Raw genomic sequence first — 19424 nt, 5'->3', positions numbered from 1 at the left:
CGGCGGCCCATCGATTCGATCACCACTGTCTCGGAATACTGGATCGCCCGGTCAAGCCGGGCGATGACTGTGATTGTGTGGTGCCGGCTTGCCCCACACCGCTTCGCTCCCCGCAATGACGGTGGTAAACACCGTCCATGTCCAAAGTCACCCCAGCCACGCGCGCGCTTGAAGCCGCCGGCGTTGCCTTCACCGTCCACACCTATGCCTACGATCCCGACGCCGAGAGCATCGGGCTCCAGGCCGCCGCGGCGCTCGGCGAAGATCCAGCGTGCGTCCTGAAGACCCTGATGGCTGTGGTCGACGGCAAGCCGGTCTGCGTCATCGTTCCGTCTGACCAGGAAGTCTCGATGAAGAAGCTTGCCGCAGCCGTGGGCGGCAAGTCGGCGCAGATGATGAAGCCGCCGGAAGCCGAGCGCGTCACCGGCTACAAGGTCGGCGGCATCAGTCCGTTCGGGCAGCGCAAGCCGGTCGGCACCGTGATCGAGCAGAGCGCGATGACGCATGAGCAAGTCTATGTGAATGGCGGCCAGCGCGGCTTGCAGGTGCGGCTGAGGCCGGGCGACGTGCGCGATGTGTCGAAAGCGGTCGCCGCCGATGTGCTGGCGTGAGCGTCTCGGCCTATTGCTTCTGCAACAATTTCAGCCGGCAGCGCAGGGCTTCGCGAATATGCGCGCGTGCGAGTTGTTCGGCCTTGTCGCCGTTGCGTGCGGCGATCGCTTCGATGATCTTCTGATGCTCGCCATGGCTGGTCGAAGAGCGGCCCGTCACCGTGAAGGTGGTCGGACCGAGCAGCGCGATCCAGTCTTGTAGCTCCCGCGAGGCATTGTCGAGATAGCGGTTGCGCGCGGCACGGCAGATCGCTTCGTGGAAGGCGCGGTTGAGTCTTGCCATTTCCTTTGCCATCTCGGCGGCGTCGGTCTTGGAAACCTCGACGAACGCCTGCTCGATGTCCCGGAGCGCCTCGATCTCGGTTGCGGAGGCGTGCTCGGCGGCGAGGCGCGCCGCGGCGCCTTCCATGATCTCGCGCATGGCATAGAGCTCCAGCACCTCGGATATGTCGAGGTTGCGCACGATCAGGCCGCGGCCACCGGCGGGCTCGACGAAACCGCGCGCCGCGAGGCGGCCGAGTGCTTCGCGCACCGGCGTGCGACTGACCTTCAGCCGCTGCGCCACTTCTTCCTCGCGCAGGCGGTCGCCGGCGCGGTAGCTGCCGGCCTGGAGCGCTTCGCAGAGCGAGCGGAACACGGCTTCGCCCAGCGCCACGCCGCCGCCGCGCGCAATCGATCCACCTGCCTTCGCCGGTCGCCGGGCCATGGGTCCCTCGCGCACAAGGCGCACCCTGCCTATACAGAGATGCCGCTTGCGCCATCTCTGTATATCTTTGTATACAAAGGTACGCAACGGCGGCCTGGCTTGACCCGGGCCGCCGGCGGGCAGAATGTCTTTTAAACTTCGCCGCATTGGGCAGACGGGATGAGCAGCAAATACGACGTGCTGGTGATCGGCGGCGGCAACGCGGCGCTGTGCGCGGCCATCAGCGCTCGGCGCGGCGGCGCCTCCGTCCTCGTGCTCGAGGGCGCGCCGAAATTCTACCGCGGCGGCAATACCCGCCACACCCGCAACATGCGTTGCGCCCATGACGCTGCCACCGAAATCCTCACCGGCCCCTATACCGAGGAGGAGTTTTGGGAGGATCTGCTGCGCGTCACCGGCGGGCAGACCGACGAGGTGCTTGCGCGCCACATGATCCGGGAGTCGAAGGACATTTTGAACTGGATCGTGGAGCAGGGTGTGCGCTGGCAGCCCTCGCTCGGCGGCACGCTGAGCCTCGGCCGCACCAACTCGTTCTTCCTCGGCGGCGGCCGCGCGATGCTCAATGCGCTGTATCTGACCGCCGAGCGGCTCGGCGTCGACGTCGAATACGATGCCGAAGTCACCGACCTCGTGATCGAGGACGGCATGTTCCTCGCCGCGCGGCTCTCACGGCCGATTAAGGGCGAGACCGAGATCCGTGCGACGTCGCTGGTCGCGGCAGCCGGCGGCTTCGAGGCCAACATCGAATGGCTGAAGCAATATTGGGGCGAGGCTGCCGACAATTTCCTGATCCGCGGCACGCCCTATAACCGCGGCTCGATCCTGAAGATGCTGCTCGCCAAGGGCGTGCAGGAGGTCGGCGATCCCACCCAGTGTCATGCGGTTGCGATCGACGCCCGCGCGCCGAAATTCGACGGCGGCATCATCACCCGCCATGACTCCGTCGTGTTTGGCATCGTCGTCAACAAGCAGGCCCAGCGCTTCTACGACGAGGGCGAGGATATCTGGCCCAAGCGCTACGCGATCTGGGGCCGGCTGGTCGCGGCGCAGCCCGACCAGATCGCCTACATCATTTTTGATTCGACCGTGATCACGAGCTTTATGCCGACGCTGTTCCCGCCGATCGCTGGACAGACGGTGGCCGAGCTCGCCGCCAAGCTCGAGCTTGATCCGGTGGCACTCGAGAATACCATCACCGAGTTCAATGCAGCGGTGCGGCCAGGCACGTTCGACCACACCATTCTCGACGATTGCCGCACCGAAGGCATCGCGCCGCCCAAGACTCATTGGGCGCGGCGGATCGAGACGCCGCCTTATCTTGCCTATCCGGTGCGGCCCGGCATCACCTTCACCTATCTCGGCACCCGCGTGACCACGGAGGCGCGGATGTTGATGGCTGACGGCAAGCCGTCGGCCAACATGTTCGCGGCCGGCGAGATCATGGCCGGCAACGTGCTCGGCAAGGGCTATGCCGCCGGCATGGGCATGACCATCGGCAGCGTGTTCGGGCGGATCGCCGGACGGGAAGCGGCACGCCACGCCAAGAACTAGGATGAAGAAAAGAGACAGGGAGCAACCATGTCACGCATTGCCATCGCTTCGATTACGGCGCTGCTGATGATCGGCCACGCCCGCGCGGCCGAGCCGATCACCCTGCGCGACATGGGTTCCTTCCATGTCGGTGGGCGTCTTGTCGAAATCTCCGGCAAGCCGGTGAGGGAGGTTGTGTTCTCGCCTGGCGGCGTGCCGGCCAAGGTCGATCCCAACGGCACGTATCAGGTCGAGCAGATGTACGTGCAATATTTCCTGCCGGCCAACGAGAAGGGAGCCTATCCGCTGCTGATGTGGCACGGCGGTGGGCTGACTGGCGTCACCTACGAGACCACGCCTGATGGACGCGAAGGCTGGTTGAATTATTTCCTGCGCAAGGGGTGGGCGGTCTACAATTCCGACGCGGTTGAGCGCGGCCGCGCCGGCTGGGCGCAATATCCTGATATATTCAAAGGCGAGCCGGTCTTCCTCACCACAGCCAATCCGTTCGAGCGCTTTCGCATCGGCAATGGGCCAAACTCCTACGATCCGGATCCTGCCAAACGAAAAGTGTTGCCGGGCAACCAGTTTCCCGTCGAGGGCTACGATAATTTCGTCAAGCAGAACATCCCGCGCTGGACCACGACGGATGATGCGACCATCGCCGCCTATATCGCCGAGATTGATCGCGTCGGTCCCTCGGTGATCCTGTTCCACAGCCAAGCCGGCAGCTTCGGCTTCAAGGTTGCGCAGGCCCGGCCCGACAAGGTCAAGGCGCTGATTGCGATCGAGCCCGCCGGCATCGGCGATCCCGGCAGGGCGGATGTCCTGAAGAACATTCCGACGCTGATCATCTATGGCGACTATATCGAGCGCGATTCGCGCTGGCCCAAGATCCGCGCCAACGGCATCGCCTTTGCGGACTCGATCAAGGCGGCCGGGGGCAGCGTCGACATCGTCGACCTCCCACAGGCCGGCATCAAGGGCAATTCGCATATGGTGATGATGGACAAGAACAATCTCGAGGTCGCGGGCCTTATCCAGAAGTGGCTCGAGGCCAAGGGCCTGACGAAGTAAAGCCATGCACGGAACCCAAATCTTGGACGAAGCCGACCGTCTGATGACGGTCTGCAACTCATGCCGCTACTGCGAGGGCCTGTGCGCGGTGTTTCCGGCGATGGAGATGCGGCGGGCGTTCTCCGACGGCGATCTCAACTATCTCGCCAACCTCTGCCATTCCTGCGGCGCCTGCTACGTCGATTGCCAGTTCTCGCCGCCGCACGAATTCAACGTCAATGTCCCGAAGACGCTGGCGGTCGCACGCGCCGAGTCCTATGCCGCTTATGCCTGGCCGCCCGCGCTGTCCGGCACCTTCGCCCGCAACGGCCTCGTCATCAGCATCGTCGCGGCGCTCAGCATGGCCACCTTCATCCTCGGCTTCGCCGCGCTGAATGACCGCAGCGTGCTGTTCGGCGTGCACACCGGCCCCGGCGCGTTCTACAGGCTGATGCCGCACAATGCGATGGCCGCTTTGTTCGGCGCTGCGTTTCTCTATGCCATCCTCGCGCTGGTCATGAGCGTACGCGCGTTCTGGCGCGACATCGGCCTACCGATCGGCGGCCGTGCCGATGGCGGCTCGATCTTTCAGGCGATCCGCGATGCCGGCGAGCTGCGCTATCTCCATGGCGGCGGCGTCGGTTGTTACAATGAGGACGACAAGCCGACCGACCGGCGCAAATTGTATCACCACCTGACGTTCTACGGCTTCCTGCTGTGCTTTGCCGCGACCTCGGTCGCGACGCTCTATCACTATCTGCTCGCCCGCGAGGCGCCGTACCCGTGGTGGGACCTGCCCGTGGTGCTCGGCACGCTTGGAGGCATCGGTCTGCTCGTCGGACCGGTCGGCTTGTTCGTGGCCAAGGCGCGACGCGATCCGGCGCTGCTCGACGAGAACCGCTACGGCATGGATGTCGGCTTCATCGCCATGCTGTTCCTGACCGGTCTCACCGGCATGCTGCTTCTCATCCTGCGCGAGACCTCTGCGATGGGACCGTTGCTGGCGCTGCATCTCGGCGCGGTGTTCGCGCTGTTCATCACCATGCCCTATGGCAAGTTCGTGCACGGCATCTATCGCTTCGTGGCCCTGGTGCGCTATGCGCAGGAGCGCCGCAGCCAAGCCGGCATCTGAGCGTCAGAGAGACCAGAAGCGGCCATGGTCCAGAAATGCAATGGTTTGCTCGATCGCGACGCTGTGGCGCGGCAGTCCGGTATGGGATGCCTTGACGACAATATGATCGCTCATGTCGGCAAGTTTCGCGCTCGCGACTGAAACGCGGCCGTCGTTCGGCCGTGGCAGGACAAAGGCCGAGGCGATCGGCGCGATGGTCCGGCATCCCGCGATGATGCCAATCTCATAGTCGGGCGAGGGCAGACCAGCGAGCACCGGGTCCGGGACGGTCGTCAGCTGCAAGCCGGCGGGGCCGAAAACGGCGCGGTAGATCGAGAGCTCTTTCAGGAGATCGGCGACCTCGCTACCGCCGTTGGACGTGCCCAGCATCACGACGCGGCCGAGCCGTATCGGGCGGTGTCTTGCGATATAGACCCGCGTGAGCAGTCCGCCCATGGAATGCGCGACGAAGTGGACCGGGCCGCCACATTGTTTCGCAAAGCCGGCGATCGACAGGTGGATATCATCGGCAAGCGCGTCGCCGAGCACGCCAATTTGCTGCGCTCGCTGTTCGAGCACCGGATGGAGGACGACCGTCCTTATCCTGACGACATCCTCCAGATGGTGATGGACGCGTTCGCGCTGATGCATCCGCCTCTGGTTCGGCTGCTACCTGATGCGGATGATGTGAGAATCGCGCTGCTGTCCCGCACGCTGTTTTCCGCGGTGCATGGCATCATCTCGCTCGGCCTCGAGGAGCGCATGGTCGCGGTGCCGCCGCAGATGCTGCGTCAGCAGGTCGAGCAATTCCTCCACGCGCATCTGGCGGGTCTTGGGATCGTGCCGATGCGATAGGCGGACGCGTTGTCATGCGCGCGCGGCTTCACGCGGCCGGGGCGCGACCACGACGATGTCGGACAGGCTGCCCTCGACCTGGACACGGTTGCGTCCCTTCTCCTTGGCGCGATAGCAGGCGGCGTCAGCGCGCCGCATCGCGTCTTCAAGCGTGGTGTTGCGATCGGCGATGCAGGCGATCCCGACGCTTGCCGTTGCCGTAAAGCGACGCTCGCCCCAGGTGAAGCTGAACAATTCGAGCGACCGGCGCAGCCGCTCGGCGATGTCGATGGCGCTCGAGGGCGGGCACTGCGGCAGGATCAGGCTGAATTCGTCGCCGCCGAGCCGGGCCACCAGATCATGCGGCCGCCGGTCCTGTCGCAGCAGTTGCGAAACCTGGCAGAGCAGGCGGTCGCCGGCGAGATGGCCGCAGCTGTCGTTGACGTTCTTGAACTGGTCGAGGTCGAGCAGGATCAGTGCCAGCGGACCCGCCGCGGTGTTGTCCAACTCGGCTTGCAGGCGCGCCTCGAAAGCACGGCGGTTGGCAAGGCCGGTCAGCCAGTCGTGCGAGGCCTGAAAGGCGAGCCTTTCCTTCTCGGCCTGCAAGGCGTCCTCGAAGGCTTGTCGTTGCAGCACCAATCGCCGCGTGTGCCAAACCATGAGCACCATCAGCATCCCCGCAGTGATGACATTGATGCAGGTCAGCGTCACCTTGATGGCACGGGAGCCTTCGCCGAGCACGGTGGAGAACCGTTTCGCATGCACCGTGAATTGTCGGTTCAGCTCCGAGAGCCGTGACGACAGGACGTTCAAGCAGCCGCTGTCCTGTATAGGGCCATTTTTCAGCTCGGACCGGATGACCTCGCCGAAGACGCTCAACTCCAGCAGCATCGGATCGGTGGCGGCCCACTCCCGGATCGCCTCCTGGAGGAAGCTGACCTGGTTGAAATGGCGGAACAGCCAGATAAGGCCGGGGACGTCGTCGGGATGGTTGCCGCCTTGCAGGAAGCCGATGCGCGCAATTTCGACGTCGATCGGATCGCGCTCCAGCGCCCACCTTGCATACTCGTCGCCAATGGGAACGGCGAGCGAAGCCTGGTATTGCGCAAACTGGCTCGGCTCGCCCGACCGCAGATACAGGTTGAGGAAATAGACGGCGTTCTTCTGCGAGCGCGACCACAGCGCTTCGCCCGCTACATAGGCGCGGACCGAAGACATCACCTCGAGACTGAAGCCCGCGATCGCCGCCTGGAGCACGACGACCATCGCGAAAGGCAAGACGAGCTTGATGACGTGAAGGAAGTTGTTTCCCTTCGTCGAAGACGCTGTACTGCGAAACACCCTGCGTTCCCCAAATCGATCAACGACCCCCCGGTGGGGCGTTGCGCGTGCAACGTCAAGTAGAGCAAATGGTTGCCTTGCTCCACCTCGAAGGGGAGGGGGACCGCGTCGCAGGGTGAAGGCGCTGTGAAGTGGCTGCCTGCAGATCGCTTCAAATGCCCGAAGACCGGAACTGGCGCGGCGTCGGCGAACCAATGCCTCGCATTCGCAGCGTGCGATTTACCCGACCGTGAGAATTCTAGACCAGCACCGGCTTGCGCACGCGGCCGGCGTCGCCGAACACGCGCAAATAACGCTCGATCTCGGAGGGCATGCCGGTCGCCTTCTCCGGATTGTCGGAGAGCTTGACGGCCGGACGGCCGTCGACCGACGTCACCTTGCAGACCAGCGAGATCGGATCGAGGTTGAACGAGCCGTCCGGCGTGCAGCCGACGAAATCATTGGTGAGATTGGTGCCCCAGCCGAACGAGAGCCGGACGCGGCCAGAGAAGTGGTGATAAGTCTCTTCCATCGAGCCGACATCCATCGCGTCGGAGAAGACGAGCAGCTTGTCCTTGGGATTGCGGCCCTTCTTCTGCCACCAGGCGACGATCTCCTCGCCGGCCTGGATCGGCGGCGCGCTGTCGGGGCGGAAGCCGGTCCAGTCGGCAACCCATTCCGGCGCATCGCGCAGGAAGGCCTTGGTGCCGAAGGCGTCGGGCAGCGCGATCAGGAGATTGCCGCCATAGGTCTGGCGCCACTGGTCGAGGATGCGATAGGGCGCCCAGCGCAACTCCTCGTCGTCCCTGGCGAGGGCGGCTGCGACCATCGGCAGCTCATGGGCGTTGGTGCCGATGGCTTCGAGATCGTTGTCCATCGCGAGCAGCACGTTGGAGGTGCCGATGAAGGACGAGCCCAGGCCCTCCTTCACTGCCTCGACGCACCAGCGCTGCCAGAGGAAGCCGTGGCGGCGTCGGGTGCCAAAATCCGACAGCCGCAGATTCTCCAGCTCGCGCAGCCGCTCCACCTTGGTCCACAGCTTGGCCTTCGCGCGGGCATAGAGCACGTCGAGTTCGAAGCGGCCGCGGCCCTTCATCGCCGCACGCGAGCGCAGCTCGTTGAGGATGGCGAGCGCCGGAATCTCCCACATCGTGGTGTGGGTCCAGGGACCATGGAAATGCAATTCGTACTGGCCTTCGACCTTGCGCAGCTCGTATTCGGGTAGGCGGAATTCGGCCAGCCAGCGGATGAAATCCGCCGAGAACATATGCGTCTTGCCGTAGAAGGTGTTGCCGGCCAGCCAGATCAGCTCCTTCTTGGTGAAGCGGATGGTGCGGGCGTGGTCGAGCTGGGCACGCAGCTCGCCCTCGTCGATGATCTCTGCGAGCCGTACATGGCGCGAGCGGTTGATGACCGAGAAGGTCACTTTCTGATCCGGGTAGTCCTCCCGAATCATCTGCAACATCAATAGCTTGTAAAAGTCGGTATCCAACAGGCTGCGGATGATAGGATCCAGCCGCCAGCTGTGATTGTAGGTTCGGCTCGCAATGTCGGTCACTGTCATGGGAAGAATTCTAGCGTGGCTCCCTTTCCGCAACCAGTGGGTTTGGCGAGGGCCGGTCTTCCGAAAGGCGGGGTCTTGACGTCAGGCCTTCGCGACCGTCGCAGCAACGGTCTCGAACTCGCCCCGGATCCAGCGATGGGCCGGGTCTTTCTGATAGCGCTGATGCCAGACCATGAACATCGGCAGCTCGGCCAGCGTGCGCGTGCGCGAGGCCAGCGGTATTCGCGTCTGCGCGAAGCCGCGCATCACGCCGGAGGCGAGCAGGCTCGGCATGCTCGCCAGCATTTGCGAGCCGCGCAGGAAGGACGGCACGCCGGAGAAGCTTGGTACCGAGATCGCGATGTCACGGTGGAATCCGCTTGCCGCCAGCCGGCGGTCGAAGTCGAGCCGCTCGTTGTCGGTATAGACCACGGTGATGTGGCGCGCCGCGAGATATGCGTCGCGGCCCGAAGGAGCTGCACGCGCTCTGGGATCGAAATAGCAGACATAGCGATCGCTGAGCAGGCGCTTCTGCACGATGTCGACGCCGGATGGCGGCAGCGGCGTGATCAGGAGGTCGCAGCGGTTCTCGCGCAGCATCGCCGGCGAGGGCGATTGCGACGGGATGACGCGCAGGTTTAGGCTCTTCACTTGTGCGGCGACATGATCGAAAAACCGCGGCAGCAGCAGGTCGCGCTGGAGATCGTTCGCGGCGATCGTCAGCGACAGCTGCGCGCGCACGGGCTCGAAGCTGACGCCACCGGCAAAGCTGCGCATCTCGTCGATCAGCGCGCGCGCCTTCGCGGCCAGGGCCCGGGCGTGCGCTGTGGCGACGATGCCGCGGCCCGATTTGGCGAACAGCGGATCGCCCGCGATCCGCCGCAGCTTGTTCAGGCCGTGACTGACGGCCGATTGCGTCAAGCCGAGCCGCCTTGCCGCCGCGGTGACCGAGCCTTCCTCCAGCACGGCCAGAAATAGTTCGAGGGCATGGCCGTCGAGGGCCAAATGATCGATTTCCTTCATGGAATTGATTATAATCGATCTATTTATCTTGAGAATAGATCATCCCATGATCTCCCGATAAGCCGCGCGCCCGGTTTCAGGCGCCAAGGGAGAGACAACGCCGATGAATGTCCAGGCGCCAGCCTTGCAGGATCCCCGCCTCAACCGTCCCGAACCGTTCACGCCCCGCGATGAAGGTTTCTTCCAGCGCGACCGCTCGATCCACCCGCCGGCGCATGCGCCGGGCTACAAATCCTCGGTGCTGCGCTCGCCGCGCCAGCCGCTGCTGTCGCTGGAGAACTCGGCCTCGGAGATCACGGGGCCGGTGTTCGGCCACAACGATCTCGGCCCGCTCGACAACGATCTGATCCGCAACTACGCCAAGGACGGCGATCCCGTCGGCGAGCGCATCATCGTCCATGGCCGCGTGCTCGACGAGACCGGCCGCGGCGTGCCGAACACGCTGGTCGAGTTCTGGCAGGCCAATGCGGGTGGCCGCTACCGGCACAAGAAGGATACCTATCTGGCGCCGATCGATCCGAATTTCGGCGGCTGCGGTCGAGCGCTGACCGACGACACCGGCTACTACTATTTCCGCACCGTGAAGCCGGGTCCCTATCCCTGGCGCAACTATGTCAACAGCTGGCGCCCCGCCCACATCCATTTCTCGGTGTTCGGCTCGGGCTTCGCGCAGCGCCTGATCACGCAGATGTACTTTGAGGGCGATCCTCTCATTCCGGTTTGTCCGATCCTGACTACGATCCCGGACAAGGACGCGCTGGATCGCCTGGTCGCGCCGCTGGATCTCAACGCCTCGACGCCGTTCGATTCGCTCGCCTACCGCTTCGACATCGTGCTGCGTGGCCAGCGCTCCACTTATTTTGAAAACCGCACCGCGGGGAATTAGAGCCCATGCCGCAGCCGCTCAACTATCTCAAGGAAACCGCCTCGCAGACCGCAGGTCCCTACGTCCATATCGGCCTGATCCCCGCGATGGCGGGGTTCGATATTTTCGAGAAGAATTTTTCCAACGTGCTGGTAACGCCGAACACGCAAGGCGAGCGCATCACGCTGGAAGGCAAGGTGCTCGACGGCAGCGGCACGCCGCTGCGCGACGTGCTGCTGGAGATCTGGCAGGCCAATGCGGCCGGCCGCTACAGCCATCCGGCCGACCGCTTGGCCGGCGCGGTGGACGAGGAGTTTCGCGGCTGGGGCCGCGCCGGCTCGGATTTCGACAGCGGCCTCGTCACCTTCGAGACCATCAAGCCCGGCGCGATTGTCGACAAGACGGGGCGCAAATGCGCGCCGCACGTCAATATCTGGATCGTCGCACGCGGCATCAATATCGGCCTCAACACCCGGCTTTATTTCTCGGATGAAGAGGCCGCGAACGCCGCCGATCCCGTGCTCAATCTGGTGGAGCCGCCGCTGCGCCGCAAGACACTGATTGCGACGCGCAGCGAGCGCGCCGGCAAGGTCGTGTACTCCTTCACGATCAATTTGCAGGGGTCGGACGAGACGGTGTTCTTCGACGTCTGAGAATCCGGCGGATCGTCCCGCAGCATCACTCCACCCGGTCGCCGCGATGGATCGTTCCGCGCGTGAGGAATTGCGGCGACTGTCGCAGCTCGCGCGGCCGGTCGGCTGGATCTCGTCCCACTTTCGGCTTTAGCTCCGCCAAATCAATGAAGACGTCTGCCTGTCGGCGCAGGTCGTCGGCGACCATGGGCGGCTGGGTGGAGAGTGTGGAGACGACCGTCACGCGGACACCGCGGCGTTGCAGGGTCTCCACCAGCGAACGAAAGTCTCCATCGCCGGAGAACAACACGATCTGATTGACGTGCTCGGCAAGCTCCATCGCACTTACGGCGAGGTCGACATCCATGCGGCCCTTCACCTTGCGGCGGCCGGTGGTGGCGTCGACGAACTCCTTGGTGAGCTTGGTGACGACAGTGTATCCGTTGTAGTCGAGCCAGTCGATCAACGGGCGGATTGACGAATACTCCTGATCCTCGATGACGGTCGTGTAGTAAAAGGCCCGCAACAGTGTGCCTCGGCTCTGGAATTCGCCGAGGAGACGTCTGTAATCGATGTCGAAGCCGAGCGCCTTGGAGGTGGCATGGAGATTGGAGCCATCGATAAAGAGTGCGATCTTCTCAATTGAAGACATATGCACAAACCCCAGTTCCGCACGGAAGCCGGATGGTCCAGCCGAAATAGCGGTGTGTCGGCCGAAAGACATTGAACGCGCCGATGGCTTGCCGAAAAAGGCGGCGCAGGCGACCGGACAGGGGTGGCCGTCTTGCGCCAAGGTTAGGGAGGATCCACGCCACCAGCGCCAAGGCGCCGAATGTACCCACGCTAAGGCGCGCGCAGTCCAGGCTCAACTGTACGGAGGTAAACAGCCTCTATCCAAAGGATGGGACGCCATATACGAAAGTAAGTGGCTGCGCTGGCGACAGATGCAGTCGCGGCGCGCGGCGGATGCTGTCGAAGACGCCTGCCGATGAAGAGGACATCCAGCATTGCGGCTTCGGGTAGGCCAAGAGCCGCTGCCTCTTGCGTGTACTCGCCACCGCGCCTCAGGACTATCGCCGCCGCTTCAGTGCCTGAGCGAGACCAAAGTCTATGCAGAAGGCTCCTGTCCGTCTGGAACAAAATTGTTGCTCAACATTTGCCTCGGCACGTCCTCTTGGGAGAGGTGTGTCATGAGCAGGCTGCAAGAGCGCGAAACCGTTCCTGACGTCTACAATCTGTTTCTTGCTTCCGTACTCTTCATATCGCCATGGCTGTTCAAGCTGACCAACAGCCAGGGCAGGATCGATCTCTGGGTAACGAGCGCGATCATCGGCATCCTTTCGCTGGCGGCGATCATCGCCTATCGCGACTGGGAGGAGTGGATCAACGTCCTGATGGGCGTCTGGCTCATCGCCTCGCCCTGGCTGCTTGGATTCCCCAACACGCGGGCGATGCATCTCAGCATCGGCTTCGGCGCTGTCATCGTGCTTCTGGCGCTGCTCGATCTTTTCCTGCATTACGAGAAGAGACATCCCGAGATGGAGCCGAAGCAGGAGAGGGTGCACCAATAGCGTTGCCGAGCCCTGCTCAGCTTTCTCCGCCATGCAGCTGCGCGCGAAAGGCGCGCGGCGACAGCCCCGTGGCCGCGGCATAGACCCGGCTGAAATAAGCAGGGTCCTCGAAGCCGAGGGCATAGGCGATCGTCGAGACCGGCAGGTTGGTGTAGACGAGATTGCGCCGCGCCTCGCGGATCAGGCGGTTCAGGATCAGGTGCGAGGCGGTGTCGCCGGTCGCCGCCCGCGTGATCCGGTTGAGATGGGTTGGCGTAATCGACAGCGCGCGGGCATAGTCCGCAACGCTCCAGCGCTCCAGATGATGCTGCTCCAGCATCGCCTCGAAGCGGCGGAACAGTCCGCTCTCCGCGGCGCCTGCGCCGCCGCTCTCGCCGGTGAGCGCGCGTGCCACCAGGCCGATCATGGCTGATGACAGAGCCCGCAGCACATGGGCGCGGCCGAAATCGCGCGCGGCGTGCTCGGCGAAAATCTGCTTCATGGTGGCGCGGATCTGCGGCGAGCCCCGGACCACGGCCGATTGCGACAGCGCGCCGCGCAGGCCTTCGGCGGCGAGCAGCGCCTCGTCCAGAATCTCCGCGGCGATGGTCAGCACCCAGCCTTGCGTATCGGGCAAGAAGCGGAAGCCGTGGACATGGCCGACCGGCACGTTGACGATCTGCATCGGCTTGAGCGGCACCACGCGCCCGTCGAGCGTCGCCTCACCGCCGCCGCGCTCGATCAGCAGCACCTGGTGCAGCCGGGCATGGCGGTGCACGGCGAGCGTCCAATCGTGCAACACCGAGCGCGACGCGATGGTCTCGCAATGCACGACGTCGGGCAGATCGCCGGACTCGCCGAACAAATTGTAGACCCGGATTGCCGGGGCGGGGACTGTGGTTCTCATGTTCGAATAGTACAAGATAAAGGCGGAACCCTCCATCGGTCCGCAGCACTGAATCTGCAAAAAAGTGCCGACGGGAGGACGCAAAAATGAAAGTTCAGGTCTGCATCATCGGCGGTGGGCCATCGGGCCTGTTGCTGTCCCAGCTCCTGCACCTGAAGGGCATCGACACAATCGTGCTGGAGAAATACAGCCGCGACCACGTGCTGGCCCGCATCCGCGCAGGCGTGCTGGAGCACGGCTTTGCAAAATTGATGCGCGAGGCGCAATGCGGCGAGCGGATGGACCGCGAGGGCGAGATCCACAACGGGTTCGAGATCGCCCATGACGGCAAGCTCTCCCATATCGATCTGTACAAGCATTCAGGCGGCAATTCGGTGCTGGTCTACGGCCAGACCGAGCTGACGCGCGACCTCTACGAGGCGCGCGACCGTCTCGGCGGCAAAGTCGTGCACAACGCCGAGGACGTAGTGCCGCACGATCTGACGTCGGACCGGCCCTACGTGACGTACCAGTCGAACGGAGGGACCATTCGCATCGATTGCGACTACATCGTCGGCGCCGACGGTTTTCACGGCGTCAGCCGCAGATCGATCCCGAAAGACGTGCTGCGCGAATACGAGAAGGTCTATCCGTTCGGCTGGTTAGGGGTGCTGTCGCGCACCAGGCCGGTGTCGCCGGAGCTGATCTATGTGAAGCACGAGCGCGGCTTTGCGCTCTGCTCCCTGCGCTCACAAGTGCTGAGCCGCTATTACATCCAGGTGCCGCTGACCGACAAGCTCGAGGACTGGAGCGACGACGCGTTCTGGACCGAGCTGAAGCGCCGCCTGCCGGACGAGGTCGCCGGCCGCTTGATCACGGGGCCGTCGATCGAGAAGAGCATCGCGCCGCTGCGCAGCTTCGTCGCCGAGCCGATGAGCCATGGCCGCCTGTTCCTCGCCGGCGATGCCGCTCACATCGTCCCGCCGACAGGCGCGCGCGGGCTGAACAGTGCCGGATCCGACATCCATTATCTCTACGACGCCATGCTTGCGCACTATCAGCGCGGCGATGATTCCGGTCTTGCGGGCTATTCCGCCAAGGCACTCGCCCGGATCTGGAAGGCGCAACGCTTTTCGTGGTGGATGACGATGCTGCTGCATCGTTTCCCCGACCGTCTCGACTATGAGAACCGGCTCCAGCAGACCGAGCTGGACTATCTGCTCTCGTCCGAGACGGCACAGCGGCTGCTGGCCGAAAATTACGTGGGATTGCCGTTTTAGCGCGGCTTGTCTTCACCCTCCCCTGGAGGGGGAGCGTCGATCGCGCGCAGCGCGAGCGGGGTAGGGTGATCTCTCAACACGGGCACCGCTTGCGTGGAGAGATCACGCCACCCCGCTGCGCTCCATGCGCTGCGACCCTCCCCTCCAGGGAAGGGTGAGAGAGACCACTACTTCCCTTCCAGCGTATTGACCGGCGTCCACTCCTGCGGCGCTGGATTGGCGGAGAGGACTTCCGCGCGTTTGGCGAACAGCGCCGACGCGGCATCGATCTTCGCCATGCTCTCGAACGCATCCGCCGCCTTCGCAAATTCCCTTGCGCGCCAACAGGCCAGCCCCTCCGCATATCCGGCGGCCACCTTCGTCTGCTCGGCGCTCTCCGCGCCTTTCTCCGCCAGCGGCTCGAACACCTTAATGGCCTCGTAGCGCCCCAACACCCTGATCGCATCCAGCTCGCGCCAGGCAAAGTTGTCGCCGGTTTGCGCAACCGTTGCCTCCGACGCCATGATCGCGGTGCCGTAATATTTGTTGGCGCCCTCGAGGCGCGAGGCGACGTTCACCGTGTCGCTCATCACCGTGTAGTTGAAGCGGCGGCGGGAGCCGATGTTGCCGACCACGGCTTCGCCGCTGTTGAGGCCGATGCGGTGCGACAGTCCATGACCGGCGAAGGCGGGATTGTGAGCGTTGAGCTCTGCCAGTTTCTCGTGGCACTTCAGCGCGGCGCGGACGGCGTTGCGCGCATGGGCGGGATCGTCCGCCGGAGCGCCGAACATGGCGACGATGGAATCGCCGATGTATTTGTCGACATAGCCGCCATGGCTCTCGATGATGTCGGTCATGGCGGAGAGATATTCGTTCATCAGCCGCACCAGCTCGCCCGGCGTCATCTTTTCGGCGATGGAGGAGAAGCCGCTGAGGTCGGAGAAGAACATGGTGACGTTGCGCATCTCGCCGCCGAGCTCGGGCATCTTGCCGGAGGCGACCATGGTCTCGATGATTTCGGGGGCGAGATAGAACGCAAAGCTCTTGCGCAAGAAACGTTCGTCGCGATCGGCCAGTACGAAGCGGTAGCCGATCATCATCGCGAGCGCGGCGAGGCCCGCAAGCGCGGGCTCGGTCAGCGGCAGTGCCAGGGCGTGAACGAAGGCTGCGACGGCCATGGCGGCGTAAATGGCGGTGAGGCCGAACCACGCCATCAGCGCGCCGCTCGGTGCCAGCAGGCAGGCAGCGCAAGCGATGGTCCCCGCAAACAGGATCGTGAGAATGGTCCGCATAGGAAAGCCGAGCTCGGTCACGGCATCGTGCTCGATCAGGTTGCGGACCATTGCGGCGTGCACGAACACGCCGGCGACGTCACTACGCGCCGTTTGTGCGATGCTTGCCGGAGCGGGCAGGGCGCACCGCGCACCCGGCGCTCCGTCGTATCCGCCCGCGAGGCGCATCGATGTCAGCTTGCGGTCCTCGAAATTCAGCGCGGTGCCGAGCAGCACGATCTTGCCGTCGAAAGCGCGACGGAAGAAGTCCCGGTCGCCCTTCTCAAGGCAGGCGTGCAGGTCGGCGAAGGAATAGGTCGGGACGTCGCGGCCCGTACCACGGAAGTTGAGCGTCACTGTGTTGGGCACTGCGCTCGGGATCGTGTAGCCGGCCAGCGTCGTCACACCGGACGTTCCGGTCTCAGCTTTCGTACCAAGCGCACGCGCGGCGAGTTCGACTGCCATTGTGGGCACCGGCTGGCCGTCTATAGGAAAGCTCAACGGCATCCGCCGGATCACGTCGTCGGTGTCGGTATGGACGTTGAGCGCGCGGATGTTGCTTTTCACCGCCAGCTGCTGCGCGTGGTCGGGCCTTTCCGGATGGTCGTTGCTCAGGATCTCGCCGAGAATCAGCTTGCCGCCGTCGGAAAGTCGTCGCAGCACGATGAGGTAGTCACGGTCAAATCCTCTTATGCGGCTGCCGAAGGACGTATCGCCGAAGGGAATCTCCGACTGCTCGATCGAACTTTGAAAGACGACGTCGAAGCCGATCACCTTGGCGCCGCCGTCAGTGATGCTGCCGAGCACCCGGGCGATCTCGCGCGTCCAGGTCTGTGTCGGAGATCCCTTGAACGGCGGGGTGTCGTAGGTCTCCCCGTCGATCGCCACGACGACGACCGGTGACGTTGCTGGATCGCGGCCGTCACCGATGAGCTTGCCGCGCAGGGCGGTGAGGATGTCCAGTGAAAGGCCTTGCAGCGTCTGGAGCGGGGGAGACGTGAAGACTGCGCCCGCAACGAGCGCAATCGCGATCGCCGCAACGATATCCCGCCTGCCGATCCGCCGCATCGCCCTCTCGCCAGGCCGCCTATTCGAGCCGCAGCAGGCGCCCGACGATCGGCATCGGCGACGAGGTGGCGCTGGCATCGACCTGGAAGGCGTAGCGCTTGGCGCCGAGAATGGCGAGATAGCTGCCGCCGGGCGTCAGTGTCTTCCCGGCCTTGGCAAAGTCATAGAACTTGCCGCCGATCATGAGATCGTTCTTGAGCGGGATGCTGATGGTGGGCTCCTTGCCGTCGGTGCGCTCGATCACCAACGTGCTGCCGCTCTTGGCTTGCACCAGCGGGGCTGTGCCGTAGATCGTCGGCAGTTTGGCCGGCGTGCCCTTGGCGTCCGACCGCATCGTGCGGAAAGTCGTTGCGGCGCTCTGGTTCGCCTCGCGCTCCGACAGCTTGGCCGCATTGGTATCGCAGGGCACTTTTTCCCGCTTGACCTCGCCAAGCTGCACGGTGCTCTCTTCGGCGCCGACCAGCACGACGCCTTCGCTGATGGTCTCGCGCTGGCAGGATTTGAGGTAGCTCAGTGTGATGCCGGCCTTGGGGCCAAGCTTGATGATCTTGCCCGGCGCCACATAGTCCATGAACGCGATGCCGTCGACCTTACCTTGGACGTCCTCGACGATCGCGGCCGGGGTTTCCGCCAGAGCGGGGGCCGCAACACAGAACGCACCGACAAATGCACCGATCAGGCTTCTCATGGGAATTCTCATCCAGTTCGACCGATGTATGACCGGTCCCGGCCCTGGTCCGATGCTTAGCAGCGGCGCGCCCAGGCAAGTGTGACCAGAATCACTTTTGGTTGTTGGTGCCACCTTAGCAGGAACAGGTTCAAACCGGCGACGGGAGAAAACGCGGCCGCGGCAAGCTGTTGGCCGAATGGATCATGTCAGGCCGCCGGGACGTGCCCAGCCGAGCGGTCCTCGGCTGCACTCTCTATATTGGGAACGAGCGTCATATTGGGAACGAGCGTCGCCTCGGTCGTCTGATATGGCGTCGCTTGCCGCCCGGTGGCGATCTCGACAACCTCGTCCCAGCGCGACAGGAAGGCCTCGACGCAGGCCGGGTCGAATTGGCGGCCCTGGAGTTCGACCAGATAGTTGCGCGCCGCCTCGAGCGGCATCGGCTCCTTATACGGCCGCCGCGTCGTCAGGGCGTCGAAGACGTCCGCGACCGCGACGACGCGCGCGGCGACCGGGATCTCGTTCGCCCGAAGGCCGCTCGGATAGCCCGCGCCGTCCCAGCGCTCATGATGGCCTGCGGCAATTTGCGCACCGAGCTGGATCAGCTCGCAGCTGGAATCCGCCAGGATCCTTTCGCCGATCGTGGCATGGGTGCGGATCACCGCCATCTCCTCGTCGGTCAGCTTGCCGGGCTTGAGCAGGATGTTATCGGGAATGGCGACCTTGCCGACGTCGTGCAGCGGCGCGGCCAGATAGATGTCGCGGCAGAGACGGGCCGGCAAGCCGAGCTGCTCGGCGATGATGCGGCTGTAGCGGGCGACCCGCAGCGTGTGCTCGCCGGTGTCGTTGTCGCGGTACTCGACCGCCAGCGCGAGCCGCAGGATGATCTCCTCCTCGCGCTCGCCGAGCTTTCGCGTCGCAGCCGCGACTTCGCTGGCCAGATGCGCGGCACGGTCGTTGAGCTTGCGTACGGCTGCACCAAGCTGAATCAAATTCCGCAGGCGTACCGTCATCTCGACGCTCTGCGGTGCCTTGGGCAGGAAATCGGTTGCACCGGCCTGCAGCGCTTCCATCTTGACGTCATCGGTCTGTCGTGAGGTGATCATCGCGATCGGGATGTCGGCGCAGCCGGGCAGGCTGCGCAAGGCGCGGATGAAGCTGATGCCGTCCATATGCGGCATCTCGTAGTCGACCAGCACCAGGTCGAAGACGCGCTCGCGCGCGCAGGCCAACGCTTCCACGGGATCGAGGAAGGTCGTGGCCTCGACCAGACCTTCGGCTTCGATGTGACGTTTCAGGAAGTTGAGGACAGAGCGGCTGTCATCAACCAGGAGCGCTTGGGTCAGCATCGGCGGCCGGGCTCGTTCGGATGGCGAAGCGTGACCTCGACACATAGCCTTTGCGATTTAACGTGGAGCAAACGTTTCACCGGCATCACTGAAGTCTGCGCAGAACGCATGAGGTTTGGGCGGGGCATGCGCCCCTGCAT

At 64.1% G+C, this 19424-nt stretch carries 18 protein-coding genes; 9 read left to right on the top strand and 9 right to left on the bottom strand.

The window, feature by feature from the left end; all coding sequences use genetic code 11:
- The first annotated feature begins 137 nt into the window (after positions 1-137).
- The gene (ybaK, locus tag JJB99_RS30085; RefSeq protein WP_200495853.1) at positions 138-611 is read left to right on the top strand and encodes a Cys-tRNA(Pro) deacylase; all 474 of its coding nucleotides are present in this window, start codon (positions 138-140) and stop codon (positions 609-611) included.
- Positions 612-621: 10 nt separating this feature from the next.
- Here ybaK and JJB99_RS30080 read toward each other — a convergent pair whose 3' ends face one another.
- Positions 622-1317 carry a GntR family transcriptional regulator gene (locus tag JJB99_RS30080; RefSeq protein WP_200495852.1) on the bottom strand — a complete coding sequence of 232 codons (696 nt, stop codon included), beginning with the start codon at positions 1315-1317 and terminating at the stop codon, positions 622-624.
- 159 nt (positions 1318-1476) lie between these two features.
- Between JJB99_RS30080 and tcuA the strand changes: the two genes are divergently transcribed.
- The 4 genes from tcuA (at position 1477) to JJB99_RS36990 (ending at position 5869) form a co-directional block, all read left to right on the top strand.
- Positions 1477-2868, top strand: a complete 1392-nt coding sequence (gene tcuA, locus JJB99_RS30075; RefSeq protein WP_200495851.1) for an FAD-dependent tricarballylate dehydrogenase TcuA — start codon at positions 1477-1479, stop codon at positions 2866-2868.
- Positions 2869-2895: 27 nt separating this feature from the next.
- Positions 2896-3924: an esterase gene (locus JJB99_RS30070; RefSeq protein ID WP_200495850.1), complete on the top strand. Its 1029-nt coding sequence runs from the start codon at positions 2896-2898 to the stop codon at positions 3922-3924.
- Positions 3925-3928: 4 nt separating this feature from the next.
- Positions 3929-5035 carry a tricarballylate utilization 4Fe-4S protein TcuB gene (gene tcuB / locus JJB99_RS30065; RefSeq protein ID WP_200495849.1) on the top strand — a complete coding sequence of 369 codons (1107 nt, stop codon included), beginning with the start codon at positions 3929-3931 and terminating at the stop codon, positions 5033-5035.
- Positions 5036-5260: 225 nt separating this feature from the next.
- Positions 5261-5869: a TetR/AcrR family transcriptional regulator gene (locus tag JJB99_RS36990; protein WP_433995796.1), complete on the top strand. Its 609-nt coding sequence runs from the start codon at positions 5261-5263 to the stop codon at positions 5867-5869.
- Between the two features lie 12 nt (positions 5870-5881).
- Here JJB99_RS36990 and JJB99_RS30050 read toward each other — a convergent pair whose 3' ends face one another.
- From JJB99_RS30050 to JJB99_RS30040, 3 genes are all read right to left on the bottom strand, one after another.
- On the bottom strand, positions 5882-7189 hold the full coding sequence (locus JJB99_RS30050) for a GGDEF domain-containing protein (protein ID WP_200495847.1): 1308 nt from the start codon (positions 7187-7189) through the stop codon (positions 5882-5884).
- Positions 7190-7427: 238 nt separating this feature from the next.
- The gene (gene pncB / locus JJB99_RS30045) at positions 7428-8732 is read right to left on the bottom strand and encodes a nicotinate phosphoribosyltransferase (protein WP_200495846.1); all 1305 of its coding nucleotides are present in this window, start codon (positions 8730-8732) and stop codon (positions 7428-7430) included.
- Between the two features lie 81 nt (positions 8733-8813).
- The gene (locus tag JJB99_RS30040) at positions 8814-9734 is read right to left on the bottom strand and encodes a LysR family transcriptional regulator (protein WP_200495845.1); all 921 of its coding nucleotides are present in this window, start codon (positions 9732-9734) and stop codon (positions 8814-8816) included.
- 103 nt (positions 9735-9837) lie between these two features.
- On the opposite strand from JJB99_RS30040, the gene pcaH reads away from it, so the two are divergent.
- Complete coding sequence (gene pcaH / locus JJB99_RS30035) at positions 9838-10620, top strand: protocatechuate 3,4-dioxygenase subunit beta (protein ID WP_200495844.1); 783 nt, start codon at positions 9838-9840, stop codon at positions 10618-10620.
- 5 nt (positions 10621-10625) lie between these two features.
- On the top strand, positions 10626-11252 hold the full coding sequence (gene pcaG / locus JJB99_RS30030) for a protocatechuate 3,4-dioxygenase subunit alpha (RefSeq protein WP_200495843.1): 627 nt from the start codon (positions 10626-10628) through the stop codon (positions 11250-11252).
- A 25-nt stretch (positions 11253-11277) separates the two neighbouring features.
- Here the strand turns inward: pcaG and JJB99_RS30025 are convergent, their stop codons facing one another.
- Entirely contained in the window at positions 11278-11883 is a 606-nt protein-coding gene (locus JJB99_RS30025; RefSeq protein ID WP_200500358.1) for an NYN domain-containing protein, read from the bottom strand.
- 538 nt (positions 11884-12421) lie between these two features.
- Between JJB99_RS30025 and JJB99_RS30020 the strand changes: the two genes are divergently transcribed.
- Positions 12422-12802, top strand: a complete 381-nt coding sequence (locus JJB99_RS30020) for an SPW repeat protein (RefSeq protein WP_200495842.1) — start codon at positions 12422-12424, stop codon at positions 12800-12802.
- Between the two features lie 16 nt (positions 12803-12818).
- Here the strand turns inward: JJB99_RS30020 and JJB99_RS30015 are convergent, their stop codons facing one another.
- Positions 12819-13724 (bottom strand): helix-turn-helix domain-containing protein, encoded by a 906-nt coding sequence (locus JJB99_RS30015; RefSeq protein WP_200495841.1) that lies wholly within the window; start codon positions 13722-13724, stop codon positions 12819-12821.
- 50 nt (positions 13725-13774) lie between these two features.
- Here JJB99_RS30015 and pobA point away from each other — a divergent pair, with 50 nt between their 5' ends.
- Entirely contained in the window at positions 13775-14947 is a 1173-nt protein-coding gene (pobA, locus tag JJB99_RS30010; RefSeq protein WP_200495840.1) for a 4-hydroxybenzoate 3-monooxygenase, read from the top strand.
- A 167-nt stretch (positions 14948-15114) separates the two neighbouring features.
- Here the strand turns inward: pobA and JJB99_RS30005 are convergent, their stop codons facing one another.
- The 3 genes from JJB99_RS30005 to JJB99_RS29995 form a co-directional block, all read right to left on the bottom strand.
- A complete protein-coding gene (locus JJB99_RS30005; protein WP_200495839.1) occupies positions 15115-17265 on the bottom strand; it encodes an adenylate/guanylate cyclase domain-containing protein in 2151 nt (716 codons plus the stop codon).
- 19 nt (positions 17266-17284) lie between these two features.
- Positions 17285-17953, bottom strand: a complete 669-nt coding sequence (locus JJB99_RS30000; RefSeq protein ID WP_200495838.1) for a hypothetical protein — start codon at positions 17951-17953, stop codon at positions 17285-17287.
- Positions 17954-18141: 188 nt separating this feature from the next.
- Positions 18142-19284 (bottom strand): HD domain-containing phosphohydrolase, encoded by a 1143-nt coding sequence (locus JJB99_RS29995; RefSeq protein WP_200495837.1) that lies wholly within the window; start codon positions 19282-19284, stop codon positions 18142-18144.
- Positions 19285-19424: the final 140 nt, after the last annotated feature.

It is taken from the genome of Bradyrhizobium diazoefficiens, from assembly GCF_016616235.1.
In the GTDB taxonomy this organism is placed as follows: Bacteria; Pseudomonadota; Alphaproteobacteria; order Rhizobiales; family Xanthobacteraceae; genus Bradyrhizobium; species Bradyrhizobium diazoefficiens_H.
The sequence above is the reverse complement of the archived record's forward strand: the minus strand, read 5'-3'. Positions and strand labels throughout refer to the sequence as shown.

Coding starts and splice junctions, on each gene's coding strand:
- JJB99_RS30025 (WP_200500358.1), bottom strand. CDS start 11,883: ATGTCTTCAATTGAGAAGATCGCACTCTTTATCGATGGCTCCAATCTC.
- tcuA (WP_200495851.1), top strand. CDS start 1,477: ATGAGCAGCAAATACGACGTGCTGGTGATCGGCGGCGGCAACGCGGCG.
- tcuB (WP_200495849.1), top strand. CDS start 3,929: ATGCACGGAACCCAAATCTTGGACGAAGCCGACCGTCTGATGACGGTC.
- JJB99_RS29995 (WP_200495837.1), bottom strand. CDS start 19,284: ATGCTGACCCAAGCGCTCCTGGTTGATGACAGCCGCTCTGTCCTCAAC.
- pcaG (WP_200495843.1), top strand. CDS start 10,626: ATGCCGCAGCCGCTCAACTATCTCAAGGAAACCGCCTCGCAGACCGCA.
- JJB99_RS30005 (WP_200495839.1), bottom strand. CDS start 17,265: ATGCGGCGGATCGGCAGGCGGGATATCGTTGCGGCGATCGCGATTGCG.
- JJB99_RS30070 (WP_200495850.1), top strand. CDS start 2,896: ATGTCACGCATTGCCATCGCTTCGATTACGGCGCTGCTGATGATCGGC.
- JJB99_RS30080 (WP_200495852.1), bottom strand. CDS start 1,317: ATGGCCCGGCGACCGGCGAAGGCAGGTGGATCGATTGCGCGCGGCGGC.
- pncB (WP_200495846.1), bottom strand. CDS start 8,732: ATGACAGTGACCGACATTGCGAGCCGAACCTACAATCACAGCTGGCGG.
- JJB99_RS30015 (WP_200495841.1), bottom strand. CDS start 13,724: ATGGAGGGTTCCGCCTTTATCTTGTACTATTCGAACATGAGAACCACA.
- ybaK (WP_200495853.1), top strand. CDS start 138: ATGTCCAAAGTCACCCCAGCCACGCGCGCGCTTGAAGCCGCCGGCGTT.
- JJB99_RS30000 (WP_200495838.1), bottom strand. CDS start 17,953: ATGAGAAGCCTGATCGGTGCATTTGTCGGTGCGTTCTGTGTTGCGGCC.
- JJB99_RS30020 (WP_200495842.1), top strand. CDS start 12,422: ATGAGCAGGCTGCAAGAGCGCGAAACCGTTCCTGACGTCTACAATCTG.
- JJB99_RS30040 (WP_200495845.1), bottom strand. CDS start 9,734: ATGAAGGAAATCGATCATTTGGCCCTCGACGGCCATGCCCTCGAACTA.
- pobA (WP_200495840.1), top strand. CDS start 13,775: ATGAAAGTTCAGGTCTGCATCATCGGCGGTGGGCCATCGGGCCTGTTG.
- pcaH (WP_200495844.1), top strand. CDS start 9,838: ATGAATGTCCAGGCGCCAGCCTTGCAGGATCCCCGCCTCAACCGTCCC.